This is a genomic window from Enhydrobacter aerosaccus (assembly GCF_900167455.1).
GTDB lineage: Bacteria > Pseudomonadota > Alphaproteobacteria > Reyranellales > Reyranellaceae > Reyranella > Reyranella aerosaccus.
This window is the reverse complement of record NZ_FUWJ01000003.1, coordinates 201442-217017: the sequence shown is the minus strand read 5'-3', so window position 1 is coordinate 217017 and position 15576 is coordinate 201442. Positions and strand designations below refer to the sequence as shown.

The following is a 15576-nucleotide window of genomic DNA, read 5'->3' as shown; positions in this document are numbered from 1 at the left end:
GTTTCCCAAAATGGACCAGAAGAATTTCATCGTCGCGATCGTGCTCTCGGTGCTGATCATCCTGGGCTGGCAGCACTTCTTTCCGGCCAAGCCATCGGCCCCGCCGCAACAGACGACAGCGCAGTCGACGACGCAGCCGGGCGGGACGCCCAGCGCACCCGGCCAGGCCACGGCACCCGGCGCGCCCGGCAGCCCCGCCGCACCGACGACGGAACCGTTCGTCTCCCGCAAGGAGGCGCTGGCCCGCGTCCCGCGCGTCACCTTCGACACGCCGCAACTGATCGGCTCGATCGCGCTCAAGGGCGGTCGCATCGACGACGTCCAGCTCGCCAAGCATCGCGAGACGCTCGATCCCGACAGCCCGCCCGTGCCGGTGCTGTCGCCGATCGGCAGCGAGCATCCCTATTACGCCGAGTTCGGCTGGTCGACCTCCGATCCCTCGCTCAAGTTGCCGGGACCCGACACGCTCTGGACGGCTGACAAGCCGACGGTAGCGCCGGGCAAGCCGGTCCGGCTGACCTGGGACAACGGCCAGAACATCGTCTTCGTCCTCACGATCTCGGTCGACGACGAGTTCTTGTTCAACGTGAAGCAGAGCGTCGAGAACAAGTCCGATAAGCCGATCACGGTGTTCCCGTGGGGCCTCATCGTGCGCTTCGGCGAGCCGCCGCCGGAGGGCACCTATGTCCTGCATGAGGGACCGTACGGCGTCTTCAACGGCAGCCTGAAGGAATTCAGCTACAAGGACTTCAAGGGCGACAAGCAGGAGAAGATCAGCACCACCGGCGGCTGGGTCGGCATCACCGACAAGTACTGGATGGCGACGCTGATCCCCGACCAGAAGGTCAAGGTCGACGTGTCGCTGAAGCAGACCGGTACCGAGCCCAACGTCAAATACCAGATCGACTTCGTCGATCCTGGCCAGACCATCGCGCCTGGCGCCACTGCCGATGCCGACGCCCATCTGTTCGCGGGTGCCAAGATCGTGCGCGTGATCGACGCCTACAGCGAGAAGTACGGCTTCGACCGCTTCGACCTGACGATCGACTGGGGCTGGTTCCGGTTCCTGACCAAGCCGATGTTCTGGCTGCTCGAGTGGCTCTATGCCCAGGTCGGCAATTTCGGCGTCGCCATCCTGCTGCTGACGGTGATCGTGAAGGCGCTGTTCTTCCCGCTCGCCAACAAGTCCTACGCGGCGATGAGCAAGATGAAGCGCCTGCAGCCGGAGATGGAGAAGCTGAAGCAGCGCTACGGTGAGGACAAGCAGCGCCTGAACCAGGAGATGATGCAGCTCTATCGCCGCGAGAAGGTCAATCCGGCGGCCGGCTGCTTGCCCATCATGGTGCAGATCCCCGTCTTCTTCGCGCTCTACAAGGTGCTCTACACCACGATCGAAATGCGCCATCAGCCGTTCTTCGGCTGGATCCACGATCTCAGCGCGCCCGATCCACTGACCATCCTGACCGGCTTCGGCCTGTTCCATTGGGAAGTGCCGGCGTTCCTGCACTTCTTCAACATCGGCCTGTGGCCCCTGATCATGGGCGTGACGATGTACCTGCAGCAGAAGCTGAATCCCGCGCCGGCCGATCCGATGCAGCAGCGCGTGTTCCAGTTCCTGCCCATCATGTTCACCTTCATGATGGCGCCGTTCCAGGCCGGCCTGGTGATCTACTGGGCCTGGAGCAACACGCTGTCGATTGCCCAGCAGTACTTCATCATGCGCCGCCACGGCGCGCCGATCGGCGGCAAGGTGGCGGCTCCCGTCGCCGCCACGGCTTCGGGGGCACCGGCCCCGCGCGGCAACGGCAAGAAGGCGGACGCCGGCAAGGGAGCCAAGGGCGCGGCCAAGAAGGGCTGATGGACGAGCAGAGGCCCAAGTACTCTCCGGAAGAGATCGAGGCGGCCCGCAAGCTGTTTGCCGGCGCCTGCGAGTTCGTTGCCGGCGCTGCCTCGTTCGAGTCGCTGATCCCGATCAGCCTGCCGGAGGTCGCCTTCGCCGGCCGCTCGAACGTCGGCAAGTCGAGCCTGGTGAACGCCCTGACGGGCCGCAAGACGCTGGCGCGCACCTCGTCCAACCCGGGTCATACGCGGCAGATCAACTTCTTCGATCTCGCCGGGCGGCTGATGCTGGTCGATCTGCCGGGCTACGGCTTCGCCCAGGTCTCGAAGTCGATGAAGGAGACCTGGCAGGACCTGGCCTCGGCCTATCTGCGCGGACGACCGACCCTGAAGCGGGTCTGCCTGCTGATCGATTCGCGCCACGGCGTGAAGGACACCGACCGCGAGACCATGAAGAACCTCGACGCGGCGGCGGTCTCCTACCAGCTCGTGCTGACCAAGACCGACTATCTCAAGAAGGCGGAGATCGCGCGGGCCATCGCCGCCGCCGAGGCGATCACGCGCAAGCACGGCGCCGCCCATCCCGAGGTCCTGCCGACCAGCAGCGAGACCGGCTTCGGCATTCCCGAATTGCGCGCCGAGATCATGGCCGTCGCCGCGCGCTGAAGACCGGCTGCCTCAGGCGGCGTCGTGGAAGATGATGCCGAGCGTGAAACGCTCGCCGCGGCGGAGGGTCGACACGCCGTGTCGCATCGCTGTGCGATGCCAGCCGCGTGTTCCCTTCGCCGGTCGCTCGTTGACGGCGAAGATGACGGCGTCGCCCTGCCGCAACGGCACCACCTCGCCGCGTGACTGCTGACGCGGCCGCTGCTCGACCAGCATGAACTCGCCACCCTCGAAGTCGCGTTGCGGTTCGCTCAGCAGGATCGCGACCTGCAGCGGAAAGACGCGCTCGCCGTAGAGATCGCGATGCAGGCAGTTGTAGTCGCCGGCGCCGTAGCGCAGCAGCAGCGGCGTCGGCCGCGTCTGGCCGGCGGCATGACAGTCGCGCAGCCACTGCTTCAGCGTCGCGGGGAAGCGCTTCTCGAGCCCCAGCACCTCGTTCCAGCGATTGGCGATCCCGGCCAGCGGCCCATAGAGCGTTTCGCGCAGGCGCTGGATCTCGGCCGGCAGCGGGTAGGTGAAATACTGGTACTCGCCCTGCCCGTAGCCGTGGCGCTGCATCACGATGCGTTTCCGAAACAGCGCGGCATCGGACCACCAGCCCGCCAGCGTGCGGCACTCCTGGGCCGAGAGAAGCGACGGCGCCACGATGTGGCCGCGATCGGCGAGGGTTTCTGTGTCGATCATGTGAATTTCCCGACGTTTAGCTTGACGGGGCCCGGCCTTATCTTCTATCCGCCGCGCGCCTGATATATGATCTTGCCTTAGCCCTCTCCCGGCCCGGGAGAGGGCTTTTGCCAACTTGGGGTTCCGACGACATGGCCGACCCGGTTCAGACCGACAAGGAGCAGAAGCGCCTGATCCGCATGGCGGAGACCATTTCCAAGGCGCTGCCCTACATGCGTCGGCACAACGACGCGACCTTCGTCGTGAAATATGGCGGTCACGCCATGACCGATCCCAAGCTCGGCGATCTGGTGGCGCGCGACATCGTGCTGATGAAGCAGGTCGGCATGAACCCGATCGTGGTCCATGGTGGCGGCCCGCAGATCAACAAGATGCTCGAGCGCGTCGGCATCAAGAGTACGTTCGTCAACGGCCTGCGCGTCACCGATGCGGCAACCATGGAGATCGTCGAGATGGTCCTGGCCGGCGCCATCAACAAGGCGATCGTGGCCGACATCAACGAATGCGGCGGCATCGCCGTCGGCATCTGCGGCAAGGACGGCAACCTGATCCTGGCCAAGAAGGTCACGGAGATGCGCGATCCCAAAACCGGCGAGCTCCTGAAGGTCGACCTCAAGCAGGTCGGTGAGCCGGCCAAGATCAACGTCATGGTGCTGGAGCAGTTGCGCCGCGCCGATGTCATTCCCGTCGTGGCGCCGATCGGCTTCGGCGTCGACGACGAGCTGACCTACAACATCAACGCCGACACCTCGGCCGGCGCCATCGCCGGTGCCATGAAGGCCAAGCGCCTGCTGTTCCTGACCGACGTGGCGGGCGTGCTCGACAAAGATGGCAAGGTGATCCCGGACATGACCGTCGAGCAGGCGCGCGCCCTGATCGCCGACGGCACCATCTCCGGGGGCATGATCCCCAAGGTCGAGAACTGCATCGACGCGGTCAATCGCGGCGTCGAGGCGGCGGTCATCATGGATGGCCGCATCCCGCACTGCCTGCTGCTCGAGGTGTTCACCGAATCGGGCGTCGGCACCCTGGTCAAGCGGGCCTGAGGAAATAGGCCTGGCGGCCTGGCGGCTCCGGCCGCCGGGCTTGAAATGCCTGATTTCGCTGCATATTTAGGCACCATGGCTCTTCTGACCATCCTTACGGCGCCGGATCCCCGGCTCAAGAAGAAGTCCCTGCCCGTAGCGGCGGTGGACGACGACGTGCGCCAGCTCATGGACGACATGCTGGAGACGATGTACGCTGCGCCCGGGATCGGCCTGGCGGCGCCGCAGGTCGGCGTGCTCAAGCGCGTGATCGTGCTGGATATCGACCGCGAGGACACCAAGACCGGCCCGCTGTTCATGGCCAACCCCGAGATCGTCGAGGCCTCCGAAGAGGATGCGACCTACGAGGAAGGCTGCCTGTCCCTGCCCGAGCACTACGCTGACGTGGTCCGTCCGGCGCAGGTGACGGTGCGCTATCTCGACCGCGACGGGCAGAAGCAGGAACTCGCCTGCGAGGGGCTGCTGGCCACCTGCGTGCAGCACGAGATCGACCATCTCGACGGCATCCTGTTCGTCGATCACATCTCGGCGCTCAAGCGCAACATGATCCTGCGCAAGCTCCTCAAGACCCGCAAGGAGAAGGAGCGCGAGGAGGCCGAGGGCGCGCCCGCGGCTACGGTCAAGGAGCCGGCCACCGCGCTCTGAAGCGCGATGACTTTTGCTTCGGCCGTCGTTCCGACGCTCTTAGCGTCGTCGTGTCTGCGCTGGGACGACGGCGTGATCTGACGAAAAGCCTTCGCGCTGCAGACGGTAGGGACCAGAATCGTCGCGTCGCGGGGCCCGGGCTTATTCTGGGCCCATGAGCAATCCCACCGTCGATCCCCTCTCATCGGGCGTCCGCCCGCCCCTTCCTTTCACCCGACACGTTCCTCGGTGACACCTCCGCCCGGCCGGCAGGCTGGCCTTCGTCTTGGGACGACAGCCCGTTGCCGGATGCGGTGCCCATGCCCGAAATCCTGATCGCTCAGGCGCGGCCGACCTCGGATGAACCGCCTTTCATGCCTGGCGGTGGCGGTCCCAATGATCCCAATTCCACAAACTGGCACGGCTTCGAGCTTGTTCTGCCGGACGGCAGCACTATTCCCGACGATGATCCCAAATCGGCAAGCCTGACAGGGACGGTCAGGACGCCGGTGCTCAATCTCGACGAAGTGGCAGCTGCCGGGTGCGCTGCCAGAGAGCGGCTGCGCCGTCAGGCTGGGAATCGTCTGGAAGTGCCGGTTGCCGTGCCGAACTTCCTCCTTGATGCTGCCGCCAATCTCGGCCACGGCGGCCGATTCGACTATCAGCGTCGCGGCACTTTCAACCCGATTGTCGACGAAGTCATCGGCCGCACCGGCCTGCATGGCGTGTTCGAGCAACGTCCGCAATTTCTTCCCATCGCCAACATCAATGTCGGACTATACAGCCAGCAATCCGGTCTGAGCTTGGAACAGACGCTCGCCCGTGCCGGGTGGTTCGCTCGGCATTTCTCGAGCAATGCTCGGCCGGATCAGCCTTACGGCCTCGACCCGAGGACGGCGCGCTTCATCGAAATCGGCTACAAGCTTGGGCAGAGCGGCCGATTTGGACGCGCCGCAACGCCGCCATAGGACTCGTGTGGCAATCGTCTCGGGTTGTGTCCGACGCACAACTGCAATTGCAATTGATCGGGGAAATGCCGATACCGGCGCAATGGCACCGCGCTTGGATAGGGTCTGGCACCGTATCGCCTGGTCGGTCGTGGCGATCGGCCTCGCGCCAGTCAGCGTGGTCGCTGCTTTCATCCTCCACTTCGTCTTCGTCGACTCCTGCATCCAGGGCTTCAACGCACGCGATACGTCTCTCGCCGGCTTGACGTTCGACTTCGCAAGCTACCAGTGCGGCTTTTTCGGCGCTGTCGAATACCAGGCCTTCTCGATCTCGCGCGGCCCCGGCCTCATAGACTGGTTCGGCAAGGCAAGAATCCTAGAATATCAAGGTACGGCAAACGAGCCGCCGGTCGTATCGCTTGTCGATCAGCATACGATCAGGATTTCCGTCGCTGGTGTCGAGGTGATGGGCTTTGCGATGGAGAAATGGCAGGACCTGAACATCGTCTACGACATCCGTCGGCTCGATCGGAAACGATACGAGTTCAGGCCGTGGACGCCGCCCGGCGCCGATACAGTCCGCTAGAAAGCGCGGCGACCGGTCAGGCTTGAAGACGGCATCATGAGGCGGCCACCGCGTGTGCATGCTTCCCCGCCATCGGTAATCCATCCGGAGTGCGAAGTATCAATGGAAAAGGTCATGGGCTCACCCTTCTCCGCCTGGCATTGGGTTTTGGTCCTCGGCGTTCTGGGCGGCGGCTATGCGATCATGGCGGTCGTGCGCGCGATGCGCTTGTCGGTGCCGGAGGCGGGCCCTGCGGGTATTGGCGGCTGGCTGGTGATCGTGGTGCTGGGCGAGCTCTGCAGTCTGCTGGGCGGCATGGCGGGGATCACCGGTAGCCTTGCCGGCCCGACCGGAAGCGGCGCCGGGGCGATCGACTATGCTGGTCTCGGGAGCGCTCTTGTCTGGGTCGGCCTTGCGACAGCGATCCTCATTGCCGCGTTTCGTCGAAGCCGAACATTCAAGCCTCTCTGGAAAATCCAGGGTGCGCTCTTCATCGCCGGCGCCGTGGTGAGCGTCGGCAGCTACGTCCTGATGCGGCCCGACGACCCGTTCGATCAGCCGGGCATTATCGCCGCGGTCGCGGGCGTGGTGCTCGTCGCGCTCGGCTGGTGGTACGTGAACGTGTCCCGGCGTGTCCGCAATACCTTCGGCCAAGCGGCTCCGAGTCAGGCGGGCCGCCCGATGCAGCGACCCGGGCCGGCGGTCAATATGGTCGAGCGGCTCCTCCGATGGTTTGCCACTGGCTTTGTCCTTGCCGGCTTTCCCACCGCTCCCGCAATCGTCGCGGGACCGAATGCCTTCGTCGATGCATTCGTTCTGTGCGCGACCGTCGGCCTGGTGTTTGCCGGCGTGGCCGCGGCGGTCATCCGGCTGCGCCGACACCCGGCCGCGTAGCCGCGGACTCGCCGCCAGCCACTTCCCCCCAATGCCCCCCCCCAACTTCCCCCGCGATGCTCGGCTGGCCGCGGCACTGGCGGCATGGAAGTTGCGGCGTCTCTCCCGCCTAACCCTGGAGAGACCGATGACGCCACAGCAAATCGCACTGGTCCAGACGAGCTTCCAGAAGGTGGTGCCGATCGCCGGCACCGCTGCCGACCTCTTCTACAACCGCCTGTTCGAGATCGCGCCCGGAGTGCGCGCCCTGTTCCCCGCTGACCTCAGCGAGCAGAAGAAGAAGCTGATGGCCATGCTGGCCACGGCCGTCACCAACCTGCACAGGCTCGACGCCATCCTTCCCGCCGTGAAAGCGCTCGGCGAGCGCCATAGGAGCTACGGCGTCGCCGACGACCATTACGCCCCCGTCGGAGCAGCCCTGCTCTGGACCCTTGAGCAGGGGCTGGGCGACGATTTCACCCCGGAGACGAAGGCGGCCTGGACCGAGGTCTACACCGCCCTCGCCGCGGTGATGACCGCGGCTTGAGGGGGGCGCGCCACTCCAGTGGCGCGTCGTTCTCTAGACCCAATGATCGTGCCCCTGGCGCTACTGCGCGGCAATCTTCGACGCCGCCGGAGCGAAGTCCCGTTCCATCTCGCGGCGCAGCTTCACGGCGGTCAGCGTCTCGTCCATCGCCACGTCGGCATAAGTCAGGGACTGGCCGGCCTTGATCGGCTTCAGCAGCTTCACGTTGTGGGCGAGGCCGAGCGGCAGGCTGCCGAGGCCGGTCGACTTCTCGGCCGGGAACAGCTTGCCGTAGACCGTATAGCCGCCCTCGCCGTCCAGCATCTCGCCCGGCTTGAGGTCGCGCTTGGCGGTGGCGATCACGTCGGCATGGAAGCCGATCGGGCAGCCGGTCGGCTCCTTGCGCAGCCCCACCGAGGCGACCGACATGCCGACCTCCAGCCCGATCAGGTGCCAGCGCTTGTACATCACCGAGTAGCGGCCCGACGGGTCGGTCTGCAGCATGTATTCCTCGAAGCAGTTCTTCTGGTACTCGGTCGAGGCCTCGAACACGACCCACACGCCCTTGCGGATCTCGTAGGGGATGGCGCGGCCATCGCGCTCCAGCGACGAGGCGACCTCGACTTGGCCCTTGTGATGCAGATGCCCGCCCTCGGAGACCGGCCGCATCACGAACGGCAGGTCCTCGACCGAGCAGGGCGGGAAGGCGAGCCCGTCCGGCGCCGGCGTCAGGCCGGTGGCGTTGGCGACCGCGGTGCTCTCGATCGCCGGCTTCGAGCCGTCGAGGAAGGAGTTGAACATCTTCGGATTGAGGCCGCCGCGCTTGGCTTGCTCCTCGTTCAGGCCCCAGTATTTCCACACCGTCTCCGGCGTCGATTGCGCGAACTGCGGCAGCCACTTGTGGCCGCGTCCCGCCGCCGTCACCGAGAAGCCCGAGGTGCGCGCCCAGTCGACCAGCTCGCAGATCAGCGCCGGCTGGTCGCCATAGGCGAGGCTGTAGACCACGCCGGCCTTGGCGGCGTGCTTGGCCAGCAGCGGGCCGCAGAAGGCATCGGCCTCGACCGTCACCATCACCACGCTCTTGCCGTTGCGGAAGGCTTCCAGCGCATGCTCGACGGCGGCGATCGGATCGCCCGTGGCCTCGACGACGATGTCGATCTCGGGATTGGTGACCAGCGCGCGCCAGTCGTCGGTCAGATGCGTGTTGCCGTGCTTGCGGGCCTCGGCGAAGGAGGCTGCCGCGGTGACGTCCGGCTTCCAGCCCAGCCGCGCCAGGTTTTCCTTGGCCCGGGTGGGAGAGAGATCGGCGATGCCGACCAGATGGATGCCCGGCGTGGTCGGGATCTGGCTGAGATACATGGCGCCGAACTTGCCGGCGCCGATCAGGCCGATGCGCAGCGGATTGCCGTTGGCGGCGCGCTCCAGCAGCATGCGATGCAGGTTCATTTTCTTCCTCCCGACAGGGTTACGCTTGATTATTCCGCGGCTGACTTGCGCCGCGCCGCCTGCAGCACCGCATCGTCGCTCCACGCATCGATCGGCGTGAAGTCGCGATGGGCGATGTAGTCCGGCCGCTTGAAGCGGCGGATGGCGTTGGAGACGGCGTTGTAGGTCACGTAGATGATCTGCCGGTTCCACGGCGACATGTTGGGCGGGCTGCCATGCACCAGCGTGCCGTGGAAGAAGATCGCCGAACCCGGCCCGCCCTTGGGCGAGACGATGCCGCCCTGCTTCACCAGCTTGGCGATGGTGTCGTTGTCGATCACCCACAGCGGATAGGAGGTGGTGGTGAGGTCGTGCTTGGCCTCGATGGCGCCCTTCTTGTGGCTCTTGGGGATGAACCACAGCGGGCCGTTGAACTCGTTCACGTCGTCGACGAACACGGCGAGGTTCATGGCCCGCGCCTCCGGCATGTCGTCGTCGGCCTTCCAGGTGCCGTAATCCTGGTGCCACTGCCACACGTCGCCGTCGAAGGCGGCTTTGCCGTTGATCTTGAACTGATGGATGTAGGTCCGGTCGCCCAGCAGCTGCTCGGCCGGCTCGACGAAGCGCGGATGATGCACCAGCGCCTCGAAGATCGGGTCGTAGGTGTGCACGGCGAAGGCGGTGCGCACCACGTCGCCGCTCTTCTCGCGCACGTTCTCCTCGCGGCGCTGCTGGAATACGCCGGGGATCTCCGATTTCAGGATCTGCGTCTCTTCAGGCGAGAAATAGTTCGGGAAGAAGAGATAGCCTTCCTCGTCGAATTGCTTCAGCTGCTCCGGTGTGAGCTTCATGGCGGTTCCTCCTCATTGTTCGTTCGATTTTTCTTGTCGTTAACGATATCGGGGCGGTCAGGCGGCGCGCGAGATCACCACCTTCAATCGCTTGGTCAGGATGTCCGACATCTGCTCGGCGTGATGCCGGCAGAGCGATTCGGCGCCGGCGGCGTCACCCGCCTCGAGCGCCTTCAGGATGGCCTCGTGCTCGTCCCAGACGTTGACGCGCAGATCGTCTTCGCTGAGCGCCGCCGCCATCACCCGGCGCAGATGCTGCCAGTGCGGCTGCGCGGTCTCCGAGATCAGCGGATTGCCCGAGGCTTCGTAGACGAACAGATGGAAGTCGATATCGGCCTCGATGACCGAGGGGACGTAGCCGTTGGCCACGGCGCGCCGGCCGACATCGAGCAGCAGCCGTCCGCGATGGGCCAGCTCGCGCGTATAGCGGCCGGCGGCGAGCCGCGCCGCCGCCCCGTCGAGGGCGCCGCGGACGATATAGAGGTTGGTGGCCTTCTCGACATCGAGCGGGGCGACGCAGACGCCCTTGCGGCCGGCATCGATCAGGAAGCCTTCGCGGCGCAGCAGCATCATGGCCTGCAGCACCGGCTGGCGCGAGACGCCGAACTTGTTGGCCAGCTCTTCCTGGGTGATGCGGGCGCCGGCCTTCAGCTCGCCGGAACAGATCGCCTCGAGGACGGCGTCATGGATTCGTTCGCTGAGATCGGGCTCGGGCTCGAAACGGCGCATGAGATCTGTATACAGAACACAGATCGTCGGGAGTCAACGGCTAAGCGCCGAGATCGCGGAGTCGGGCGATTCTGGAGGCAATATCCGGGTGAGTGGCGAACAGCGACGATGTCTTGGCCGTCATCGCCTGGACGGGATTGACGATGAACAGGTGCTGCGTCGCGCGGCTGACGCCGGGAAACGGCCCGGCGGCGTCGGCCAGCTTGGTGAGGGCAGAGATCAAGCCGTTGGGATTGCGCGTGAACTGGACCGAAGTGGCATCCGCCAGATACTCGCGCTGGCGCGACACGGCCATCTGCACCGCCCTGGCCGCGATCGGGGCCAGGATCGCCACCACGACCAGCAGGATGATCAGCAGGCCGGCGCCGCTCGAGTCCTTGCGGTCGTCGCGCCGGCCGCCCGACGAACTGCCCGAGGAGGAGCCGCCCCAGCTCATGGTGCGCAGGATCATGTCGCAGACCAGGGCGATCAGCCCGACGGTGACGCCGACCACCACCATGTAGCGCGTGTCGAGGTTGGCGAGATGCGCCATCTCGTGCGCCACCACGCCCTGCAGCTCGTCCCGGTTCAGCCGTTCGAGCAGGCCGCGGGTGACGACGATGGTGCCGCGCGCCGGCGTCGTGCCGGTGGCAAAGGCATTCAACGCCTCGGTCTCCAGGATCATGACGCGCGGCATCGGCACGCCGGCCGCCAGCGACATCTCCTCGACCACGTTGTAGAGCTGCGGCGCATCCGCCTTCTCGATCGCCCGCGCCTCGGCCATGGCCAGCACCATGCGGTCGCCGAAGGCGAGCGAGATCGCGCTCCAGCCGACGCTGGCCAATGCCATAAGCCCCGCGGCCGCGAGCCCGACGCGGCTCAGCATCGGCACCTGGTCGGTGGCTTCGCCTTCCAGCAGCCAGCCGACGACATAGCCCGTGATCGCCGCCAGGGCCGTGAGCACGACCAGCAGCACGAGCGTGTTGCGCCGGTTCACCGCCTGCGCGGCGACGAAATCGGTCGTGCCGGCCATGGCTAGCGCAGGGCGACCTTGGGCACCTCGCGCTCGGTCTCGGGCATGGTGAAGAGATCCATCGGGCCGAAGCCCAGCGACGCCGCCGCCAGCACGGCCGGGAAGCTCTGCCGCCGGGTGTTATAGGAATTGACCGAGTCGTTGTAGAACTGGCGCGCGAAGGCGATCTTGTTCTCCGTGCTCGCCAGCTCTTCCTGGAGCTGCTTGACGTTCTCGTTGGCCTTGAGCTGCGGATAGTTCTCCATCAGTGCCAGCAGCCCGTGTGTCGCCTGGCTGAGCGCCGCCTCGGCCGGTCCGGCCTGGGCCGGCCCGGAGGCGGCGGCCGCGGCGTTGCGGGCCTGGATTACCTTGGTGAGCGTCTCCTGCTCGTAGCCCATGGCGTCCTTCACCACCTGCACGAGATTGGGGATCAGATCGTGGCGGCGCTTGAGCTGCACGTCGATCTGGCTCCAGGCCGTCTGCGCCTGGTTGCGGCCGCCGACCAGCCCGTTGTAGGTCGCGATCAACCACAGCGCGATCACGGCGACGATGCCGACGACGATCCAGAGCGTCATGACGAAGCCTCCCCCTGCTCAATCGCCGCACTCTAGGGTCTTTCCGCCCTGGATAGAACCGTCGCTCCGGAGGGCCGGTTTCGGCCGGCCGTTCCCCCTTGAAGGCCGTCTCCCAGAAGGTCGTTCCCCCAGAGAGCTGTCCCTCCAGAGAGCCGTGTCATCCCGAGCGCAGCGAGGGATCCCTCGCTTTGCTCGGGATGACACCATTTCCGGGAAGGGACGCGACGCCGACCGAAGCATCAATAGCGCTTGCGCTCGAGGAACATGCGGTCGGTCTCGGCGCTCAGGATGCCGCCCAGCAGGAACGGCTTGGCGAACGGCGTCGCATCCACGATGTCCTGCGCCGAGATCCGGATCGGATCCATGCCGGCCTTCTTCTGGCCGTCGAAGGCCGAGGTGGCGAACACGACGCCGCCGATGCCGGCAAAGATGAGGGCGGTCATGCACATCGGGCACGGTTCGGCCGTCGAGTAGAGCATCTTCGAGCCCCAGTCCCGGTTGCCGTGCCGGGCGACGTAATCGTTGATGCAGACGATCTCGCCGTGCAGCGTCGGATTGGCCCGCGCGTTGTTGGTGCCCGTCGCCATTATCGCGCCGGTCTCCGGCTCGACGATGACCGCGCCGAACGGATAGTACGGGTTCTTCCGCCCCTGCTCGATGGCCAGTCGCATGAACCGCTCGTGCTGCGCGCGCGACAGGTCCGATGGCGGCGGAGTCGATCGCGACGGTGGCGACGGAGCCGGCGCGTCGGCGCGGGCGCGCTCGGCCGCCGGCAGGCAGACGAGGGCACCGATCGACAGCAGCAAGGTACGCTTCGCAATCATGGCGGCTTCCTCCAGGCGATCCGCCGCGCCGGGAACGTTCCCCGTCGCGTCGCCAGCCGGCATGATGGCGGCAGAATGGAGGAACGAGAATGGGCACGACCGATCTGCTGACGGAATTCTGCGCCGCCGTCGAACGCCGCGACGGCACCGCCTTCGCCGCCCTGTTCACCGAGGACGGCGTCTATCACGATGTCTTCTACGGCCCCTTCGAGGGCCGGCAGAAGATCGCCGCCATGATCGACGATTGGTTTTACAGGACCGCGAAGGACTTCCGCTGGGAGATGTTCCGGCCGGTCAGCGACGGCCACACCCTCTATGCCTATTACACCTTCAGCTACGTCTCGACCCTGCCCGAGGCGCAGGGCCGGCGTGTCGGCTTCGACGGCGTCTCGATCATGCAGCTGCGCGACGGCAGGATCGCCAAGTACCGCGAGGTCGCCAATTCGGCCATTGGCCTGCTCGAGATCGGCTTCGCCCCCGAACGCGTGGCGAAGATCCTGGCCAAGGAGGCGAAGGAGATCAGGGCGCGGCCGGAGTGGCAGCGGCACCTCGCGTAGCGCCGATGCCGGCCGCTCAGGCCTCGTCGCCGACCTGGAAGTCGCCGGCCTGTGCCGGCGCCAGGGGGTTGAACAGCGTGCGGTCGGGCTTGAGGTCGATCAGCGGCGTTCCGTCGAGGCAATCGAGCCCTTTGACGTGGAGGACCGGCCCGTCCACCTTCACCAGCCGCACGATGGACGTCCCGATCGGATTCGGCCGCACCGGCGTGCGCAGCGAGAACACGCCGCGCGCCTCGCCGTCGTTGCGCGGGCTCTGCTTCATCAGGTCCCGCCGCGATTCGTTCAGCCAGTAAAGCACCTCCAGCTGCTCGAATGCCTCGATGCCCTCCAGCCCCCGATCCCATGGCGAGGCCACGTCGATGCGGCAGGTCGGACCGTCCAGGCGACCCTGCCGCGGGCATTCGAGCCGGTCGGTCCAGGGCGTGCGGATCGTGCCGATGAAGTAGAGGCCGGCATCCTGTCGGGCCGGCAGCGGCACCGCCAGTTCGCCTTCCCGGATTTCGTTCAGGCGCACCATGGCATCAACCGTCGATGCCGATGGCGTTTGCGATGCTGCAGTTCACGGCGACCTCCTGACGCTATCGTTGTGCAACTATAGCGAGCTGGTGCCCGGCCCGAAACCGCGATGCGTCGCCATCGCCGCCCTTTCAATCCTCGATCGAAACGCCTTTCGGCCGCGCCCGGAACATGATGCCCCACATCCGGCCTTCGCCGAGAAGCCGGCCGATCTCGTGCAGGCCGAAGAACGGCAACAGGGAGATCGCCATGATAGCCCAGATCGTGATGGCGCCCTTCCAGGTGCCGCCGCCCATGTGGGGCAGGCTGGCGGCGATCGAATGTCCGCCGATCACGCCGACCAGCACGCGCTCGGCGGCGTGGAACGCCATGAACACCAGAGCGAACACCGCCGACTTGTGGGCGATGGGATAGATCAGCGGCATGTGGTCGAAGCGGCGGCCGAGCTTCAGGTTCTCGGCGATCAGCATCACCTTTGCCATGATGGCGGCATTGATGAGGGCGAATCCCTGCGCCGTGAAGACGATGTGCCGCTCGCTCAGCACCAGGCTTTCGTTCAGCACGAACAGGCCGAACACCACCCACAGATAAAGGAACATCAGCAGGAAGCGCCGGAACTCGTCGATGCCGCGTTCCTTGAGGTGATGCAGGCGGTCGTTGGTCATGGGCGGAATCATTCACTTGTTTGGGCGGTGCGCGCCAGTTCCTCGGCGAGAATCGGCACGGCGAGATCGCACGCCCTGTACCACACAAGGCTTCAGCACCTCCAAGATCTCCTAAATCGAGGCCTGGTCCTTGGCGAATGGAAGCTCGACAGTAATCCGTTCACGCTGAGAACGGCCGATGGGTGTGCCAACTTTGACCTTATCTCCGTGTGCTTCAGATATGTGACGCCAAGCGTCAATCCCGTTACGGGAAGCAGCGGCAGCAATTGGTCATGCCGGCCAGCCTACATGTATTTGAAGGGTATCGCAGAATCAGCGAGCGGTGATGTCTTTGGTCTTTTGCAACGACAGACACCCCCATTTGTCCCGGATCCCGAGCGGACAACGATCGCTTCGCTGAAGGAGAAGGCGAGCCGCATGTAGAAGAGGGTCAAAGGGAAAAGGATCGTTTGGCGTGGATCGGCCTCACCAATCATAGGCGACCATAATGGGTCCCGCCCGCCCTCAGGCGTAAAATGACGCTATGGTCCGCCAGTTCTCGCCGTCCACCCTCTCTTTTCCGCTGGGCATCGCTTCCGTTGCCACTCGCGAGGCTCGCGAGCCTCGCGAGGAATTGGCTTTGGTCCAGCAGGGCCGGCGTTTTAGGCGATTCCTCGCGAGCCGATTTTTTTCT

General features: G+C 65.6%; 18 protein-coding genes. 9 read left to right on the top strand and 9 right to left on the bottom strand.

Annotation, left to right across the window (positions count from 1 at the left end; genetic code table 11):
• Positions 1 to 10 precede the first annotated feature (10 nt).
• Both yidC and yihA read left to right on the top strand, forming a co-directional pair.
• A complete protein-coding gene (gene yidC, locus B5D62_RS16355) occupies positions 11 to 1858 on the top strand; it encodes a membrane protein insertase YidC (RefSeq protein ID WP_085934980.1) in 1848 nt (615 codons plus the stop codon).
• Positions 1858 to 2505 (top strand): ribosome biogenesis GTP-binding protein YihA/YsxC, encoded by a 648-nt coding sequence (yihA, locus tag B5D62_RS16350; RefSeq protein ID WP_085934979.1) that lies wholly within the window; start codon positions 1858 to 1860, stop codon positions 2503 to 2505. The genes yidC and yihA overlap by 1 nt, the downstream gene beginning before the upstream one ends.
• Positions 2506 to 2517: 12 nt before the next feature.
• On the opposite strand, the gene B5D62_RS16345 is transcribed toward yihA, so the two are convergent.
• Positions 2518 to 3189 (bottom strand): 2OG-Fe(II) oxygenase, encoded by a 672-nt coding sequence (locus tag B5D62_RS16345; protein WP_085934978.1) that lies wholly within the window; start codon positions 3187 to 3189, stop codon positions 2518 to 2520.
• 131 nt (positions 3190 to 3320) lie between these two features.
• Here B5D62_RS16345 and argB point away from each other — a divergent pair, with 131 nt between their 5' ends.
• The 6 genes from argB to B5D62_RS16315 all read left to right on the top strand — a co-directional run bounded on the left by argB (position 3321) and on the right by B5D62_RS16315 (position 7791).
• Positions 3321 to 4235 carry an acetylglutamate kinase gene (gene argB, locus B5D62_RS16340; protein WP_085934977.1) on the top strand — a complete coding sequence of 305 codons (915 nt, stop codon included), beginning with the start codon at positions 3321 to 3323 and terminating at the stop codon, positions 4233 to 4235.
• A 75-nt stretch (positions 4236 to 4310) separates the two neighbouring features.
• Positions 4311 to 4880: a peptide deformylase gene (gene def / locus B5D62_RS16335; RefSeq protein WP_085934976.1), complete on the top strand. Its 570-nt coding sequence runs from the start codon at positions 4311 to 4313 to the stop codon at positions 4878 to 4880.
• Positions 4881 to 5368: 488 nt separating this feature from the next.
• Positions 5369 to 5827: a hypothetical protein gene (locus B5D62_RS16330; RefSeq protein WP_170920971.1), complete on the top strand. Its 459-nt coding sequence runs from the start codon at positions 5369 to 5371 to the stop codon at positions 5825 to 5827.
• 82 nt (positions 5828 to 5909) lie between these two features.
• Positions 5910 to 6392 carry a hypothetical protein gene (locus B5D62_RS16325; RefSeq protein ID WP_085934974.1) on the top strand — a complete coding sequence of 161 codons (483 nt, stop codon included), beginning with the start codon at positions 5910 to 5912 and terminating at the stop codon, positions 6390 to 6392.
• Between the two features lie 114 nt (positions 6393 to 6506).
• A complete protein-coding gene (locus B5D62_RS16320; RefSeq protein ID WP_139373922.1) occupies positions 6507 to 7265 on the top strand; it encodes a hypothetical protein in 759 nt (252 codons plus the stop codon).
• 127 nt (positions 7266 to 7392) lie between these two features.
• Positions 7393 to 7791, top strand: a complete 399-nt coding sequence (locus tag B5D62_RS16315; RefSeq protein ID WP_085934972.1) for a globin family protein — start codon at positions 7393 to 7395, stop codon at positions 7789 to 7791.
• A 60-nt stretch (positions 7792 to 7851) separates the two neighbouring features.
• Here the strand turns inward: B5D62_RS16315 and B5D62_RS16310 are convergent, their stop codons facing one another.
• The 6 genes from B5D62_RS16310 to B5D62_RS16285 all read right to left on the bottom strand — a co-directional run bounded on the left by B5D62_RS16310 (position 7852) and on the right by B5D62_RS16285 (position 13165).
• Positions 7852 to 9216, bottom strand: a complete 1365-nt coding sequence (locus tag B5D62_RS16310) for an NAD(P)H-dependent oxidoreductase (RefSeq protein ID WP_085934971.1) — start codon at positions 9214 to 9216, stop codon at positions 7852 to 7854.
• A gap of 29 nt (positions 9217 to 9245) precedes the next feature.
• A complete protein-coding gene (locus B5D62_RS16305; protein WP_085934970.1) occupies positions 9246 to 10046 on the bottom strand; it encodes a phytanoyl-CoA dioxygenase family protein in 801 nt (266 codons plus the stop codon).
• Between the two features lie 57 nt (positions 10047 to 10103).
• Positions 10104 to 10775 carry a GntR family transcriptional regulator gene (locus B5D62_RS16300; protein ID WP_085934969.1) on the bottom strand — a complete coding sequence of 224 codons (672 nt, stop codon included), beginning with the start codon at positions 10773 to 10775 and terminating at the stop codon, positions 10104 to 10106.
• 40 nt (positions 10776 to 10815) lie between these two features.
• Positions 10816 to 11787, bottom strand: coding sequence for a M48 family metallopeptidase (locus B5D62_RS16295; protein ID WP_085934968.1), 972 nt, complete (start codon positions 11785 to 11787; stop codon positions 10816 to 10818).
• A 2-nt stretch (positions 11788 to 11789) separates the two neighbouring features.
• A complete protein-coding gene (locus B5D62_RS16290) occupies positions 11790 to 12341 on the bottom strand; it encodes a LemA family protein (RefSeq protein ID WP_085934967.1) in 552 nt (183 codons plus the stop codon).
• Positions 12342 to 12580: 239 nt separating this feature from the next.
• Positions 12581 to 13165 carry a nucleoside deaminase gene (locus tag B5D62_RS16285; RefSeq protein ID WP_170920970.1) on the bottom strand — a complete coding sequence of 195 codons (585 nt, stop codon included), beginning with the start codon at positions 13163 to 13165 and terminating at the stop codon, positions 12581 to 12583.
• A gap of 89 nt (positions 13166 to 13254) precedes the next feature.
• Here B5D62_RS16285 and B5D62_RS16280 point away from each other — a divergent pair, with 89 nt between their 5' ends.
• Entirely contained in the window at positions 13255 to 13722 is a 468-nt protein-coding gene (locus B5D62_RS16280; protein ID WP_085934965.1) for a nuclear transport factor 2 family protein, read from the top strand.
• Positions 13723 to 13738: 16 nt separating this feature from the next.
• On the opposite strand, the gene tsaA is transcribed toward B5D62_RS16280, so the two are convergent.
• Positions 13739 to 14239, bottom strand: a complete 501-nt coding sequence (tsaA, locus tag B5D62_RS16275; protein WP_085934964.1) for a tRNA (N6-threonylcarbamoyladenosine(37)-N6)-methyltransferase TrmO — start codon at positions 14237 to 14239, stop codon at positions 13739 to 13741.
• 130 nt (positions 14240 to 14369) lie between these two features.
• Positions 14370 to 14903 carry a hypothetical protein gene (locus B5D62_RS16270; RefSeq protein ID WP_218191096.1) on the bottom strand — a complete coding sequence of 178 codons (534 nt, stop codon included), beginning with the start codon at positions 14901 to 14903 and terminating at the stop codon, positions 14370 to 14372.
• Positions 14904 to 15576: the final 673 nt, after the last annotated feature.

Coding starts and splice junctions, on each gene's coding strand:
- B5D62_RS16345 (WP_085934978.1), bottom strand. CDS start 3,189: ATGATCGACACAGAAACCCTCGCCGATCGCGGCCACATCGTGGCGCCG.
- B5D62_RS16270 (WP_218191096.1), bottom strand. CDS start 14,903: ATGACCAACGACCGCCTGCATCACCTCAAGGAACGCGGCATCGACGAG.
- B5D62_RS16305 (WP_085934970.1), bottom strand. CDS start 10,046: ATGAAGCTCACACCGGAGCAGCTGAAGCAATTCGACGAGGAAGGCTAT.
- B5D62_RS16310 (WP_085934971.1), bottom strand. CDS start 9,216: ATGAACCTGCATCGCATGCTGCTGGAGCGCGCCGCCAACGGCAATCCG.
- B5D62_RS16290 (WP_085934967.1), bottom strand. CDS start 12,341: ATGACGCTCTGGATCGTCGTCGGCATCGTCGCCGTGATCGCGCTGTGG.
- B5D62_RS16325 (WP_085934974.1), top strand. CDS start 5,910: ATGGCACCGCGCTTGGATAGGGTCTGGCACCGTATCGCCTGGTCGGTC.
- B5D62_RS16280 (WP_085934965.1), top strand. CDS start 13,255: ATGGGCACGACCGATCTGCTGACGGAATTCTGCGCCGCCGTCGAACGC.
- B5D62_RS16295 (WP_085934968.1), bottom strand. CDS start 11,787: ATGGCCGGCACGACCGATTTCGTCGCCGCGCAGGCGGTGAACCGGCGC.
- B5D62_RS16320 (WP_139373922.1), top strand. CDS start 6,507: ATGGGCTCACCCTTCTCCGCCTGGCATTGGGTTTTGGTCCTCGGCGTT.
- B5D62_RS16315 (WP_085934972.1), top strand. CDS start 7,393: ATGACGCCACAGCAAATCGCACTGGTCCAGACGAGCTTCCAGAAGGTG.
- B5D62_RS16285 (WP_170920970.1), bottom strand. CDS start 13,165: ATGATTGCGAAGCGTACCTTGCTGCTGTCGATCGGTGCCCTCGTCTGC.
- argB (WP_085934977.1), top strand. CDS start 3,321: ATGGCCGACCCGGTTCAGACCGACAAGGAGCAGAAGCGCCTGATCCGC.
- yihA (WP_085934979.1), top strand. CDS start 1,858: ATGGACGAGCAGAGGCCCAAGTACTCTCCGGAAGAGATCGAGGCGGCC.
- yidC (WP_085934980.1), top strand. CDS start 11: ATGGACCAGAAGAATTTCATCGTCGCGATCGTGCTCTCGGTGCTGATC.
- B5D62_RS16300 (WP_085934969.1), bottom strand. CDS start 10,775: ATGCGCCGTTTCGAGCCCGAGCCCGATCTCAGCGAACGAATCCATGAC.
- tsaA (WP_085934964.1), bottom strand. CDS start 14,239: ATGGTGCGCCTGAACGAAATCCGGGAAGGCGAACTGGCGGTGCCGCTG.
- def (WP_085934976.1), top strand. CDS start 4,311: ATGGCTCTTCTGACCATCCTTACGGCGCCGGATCCCCGGCTCAAGAAG.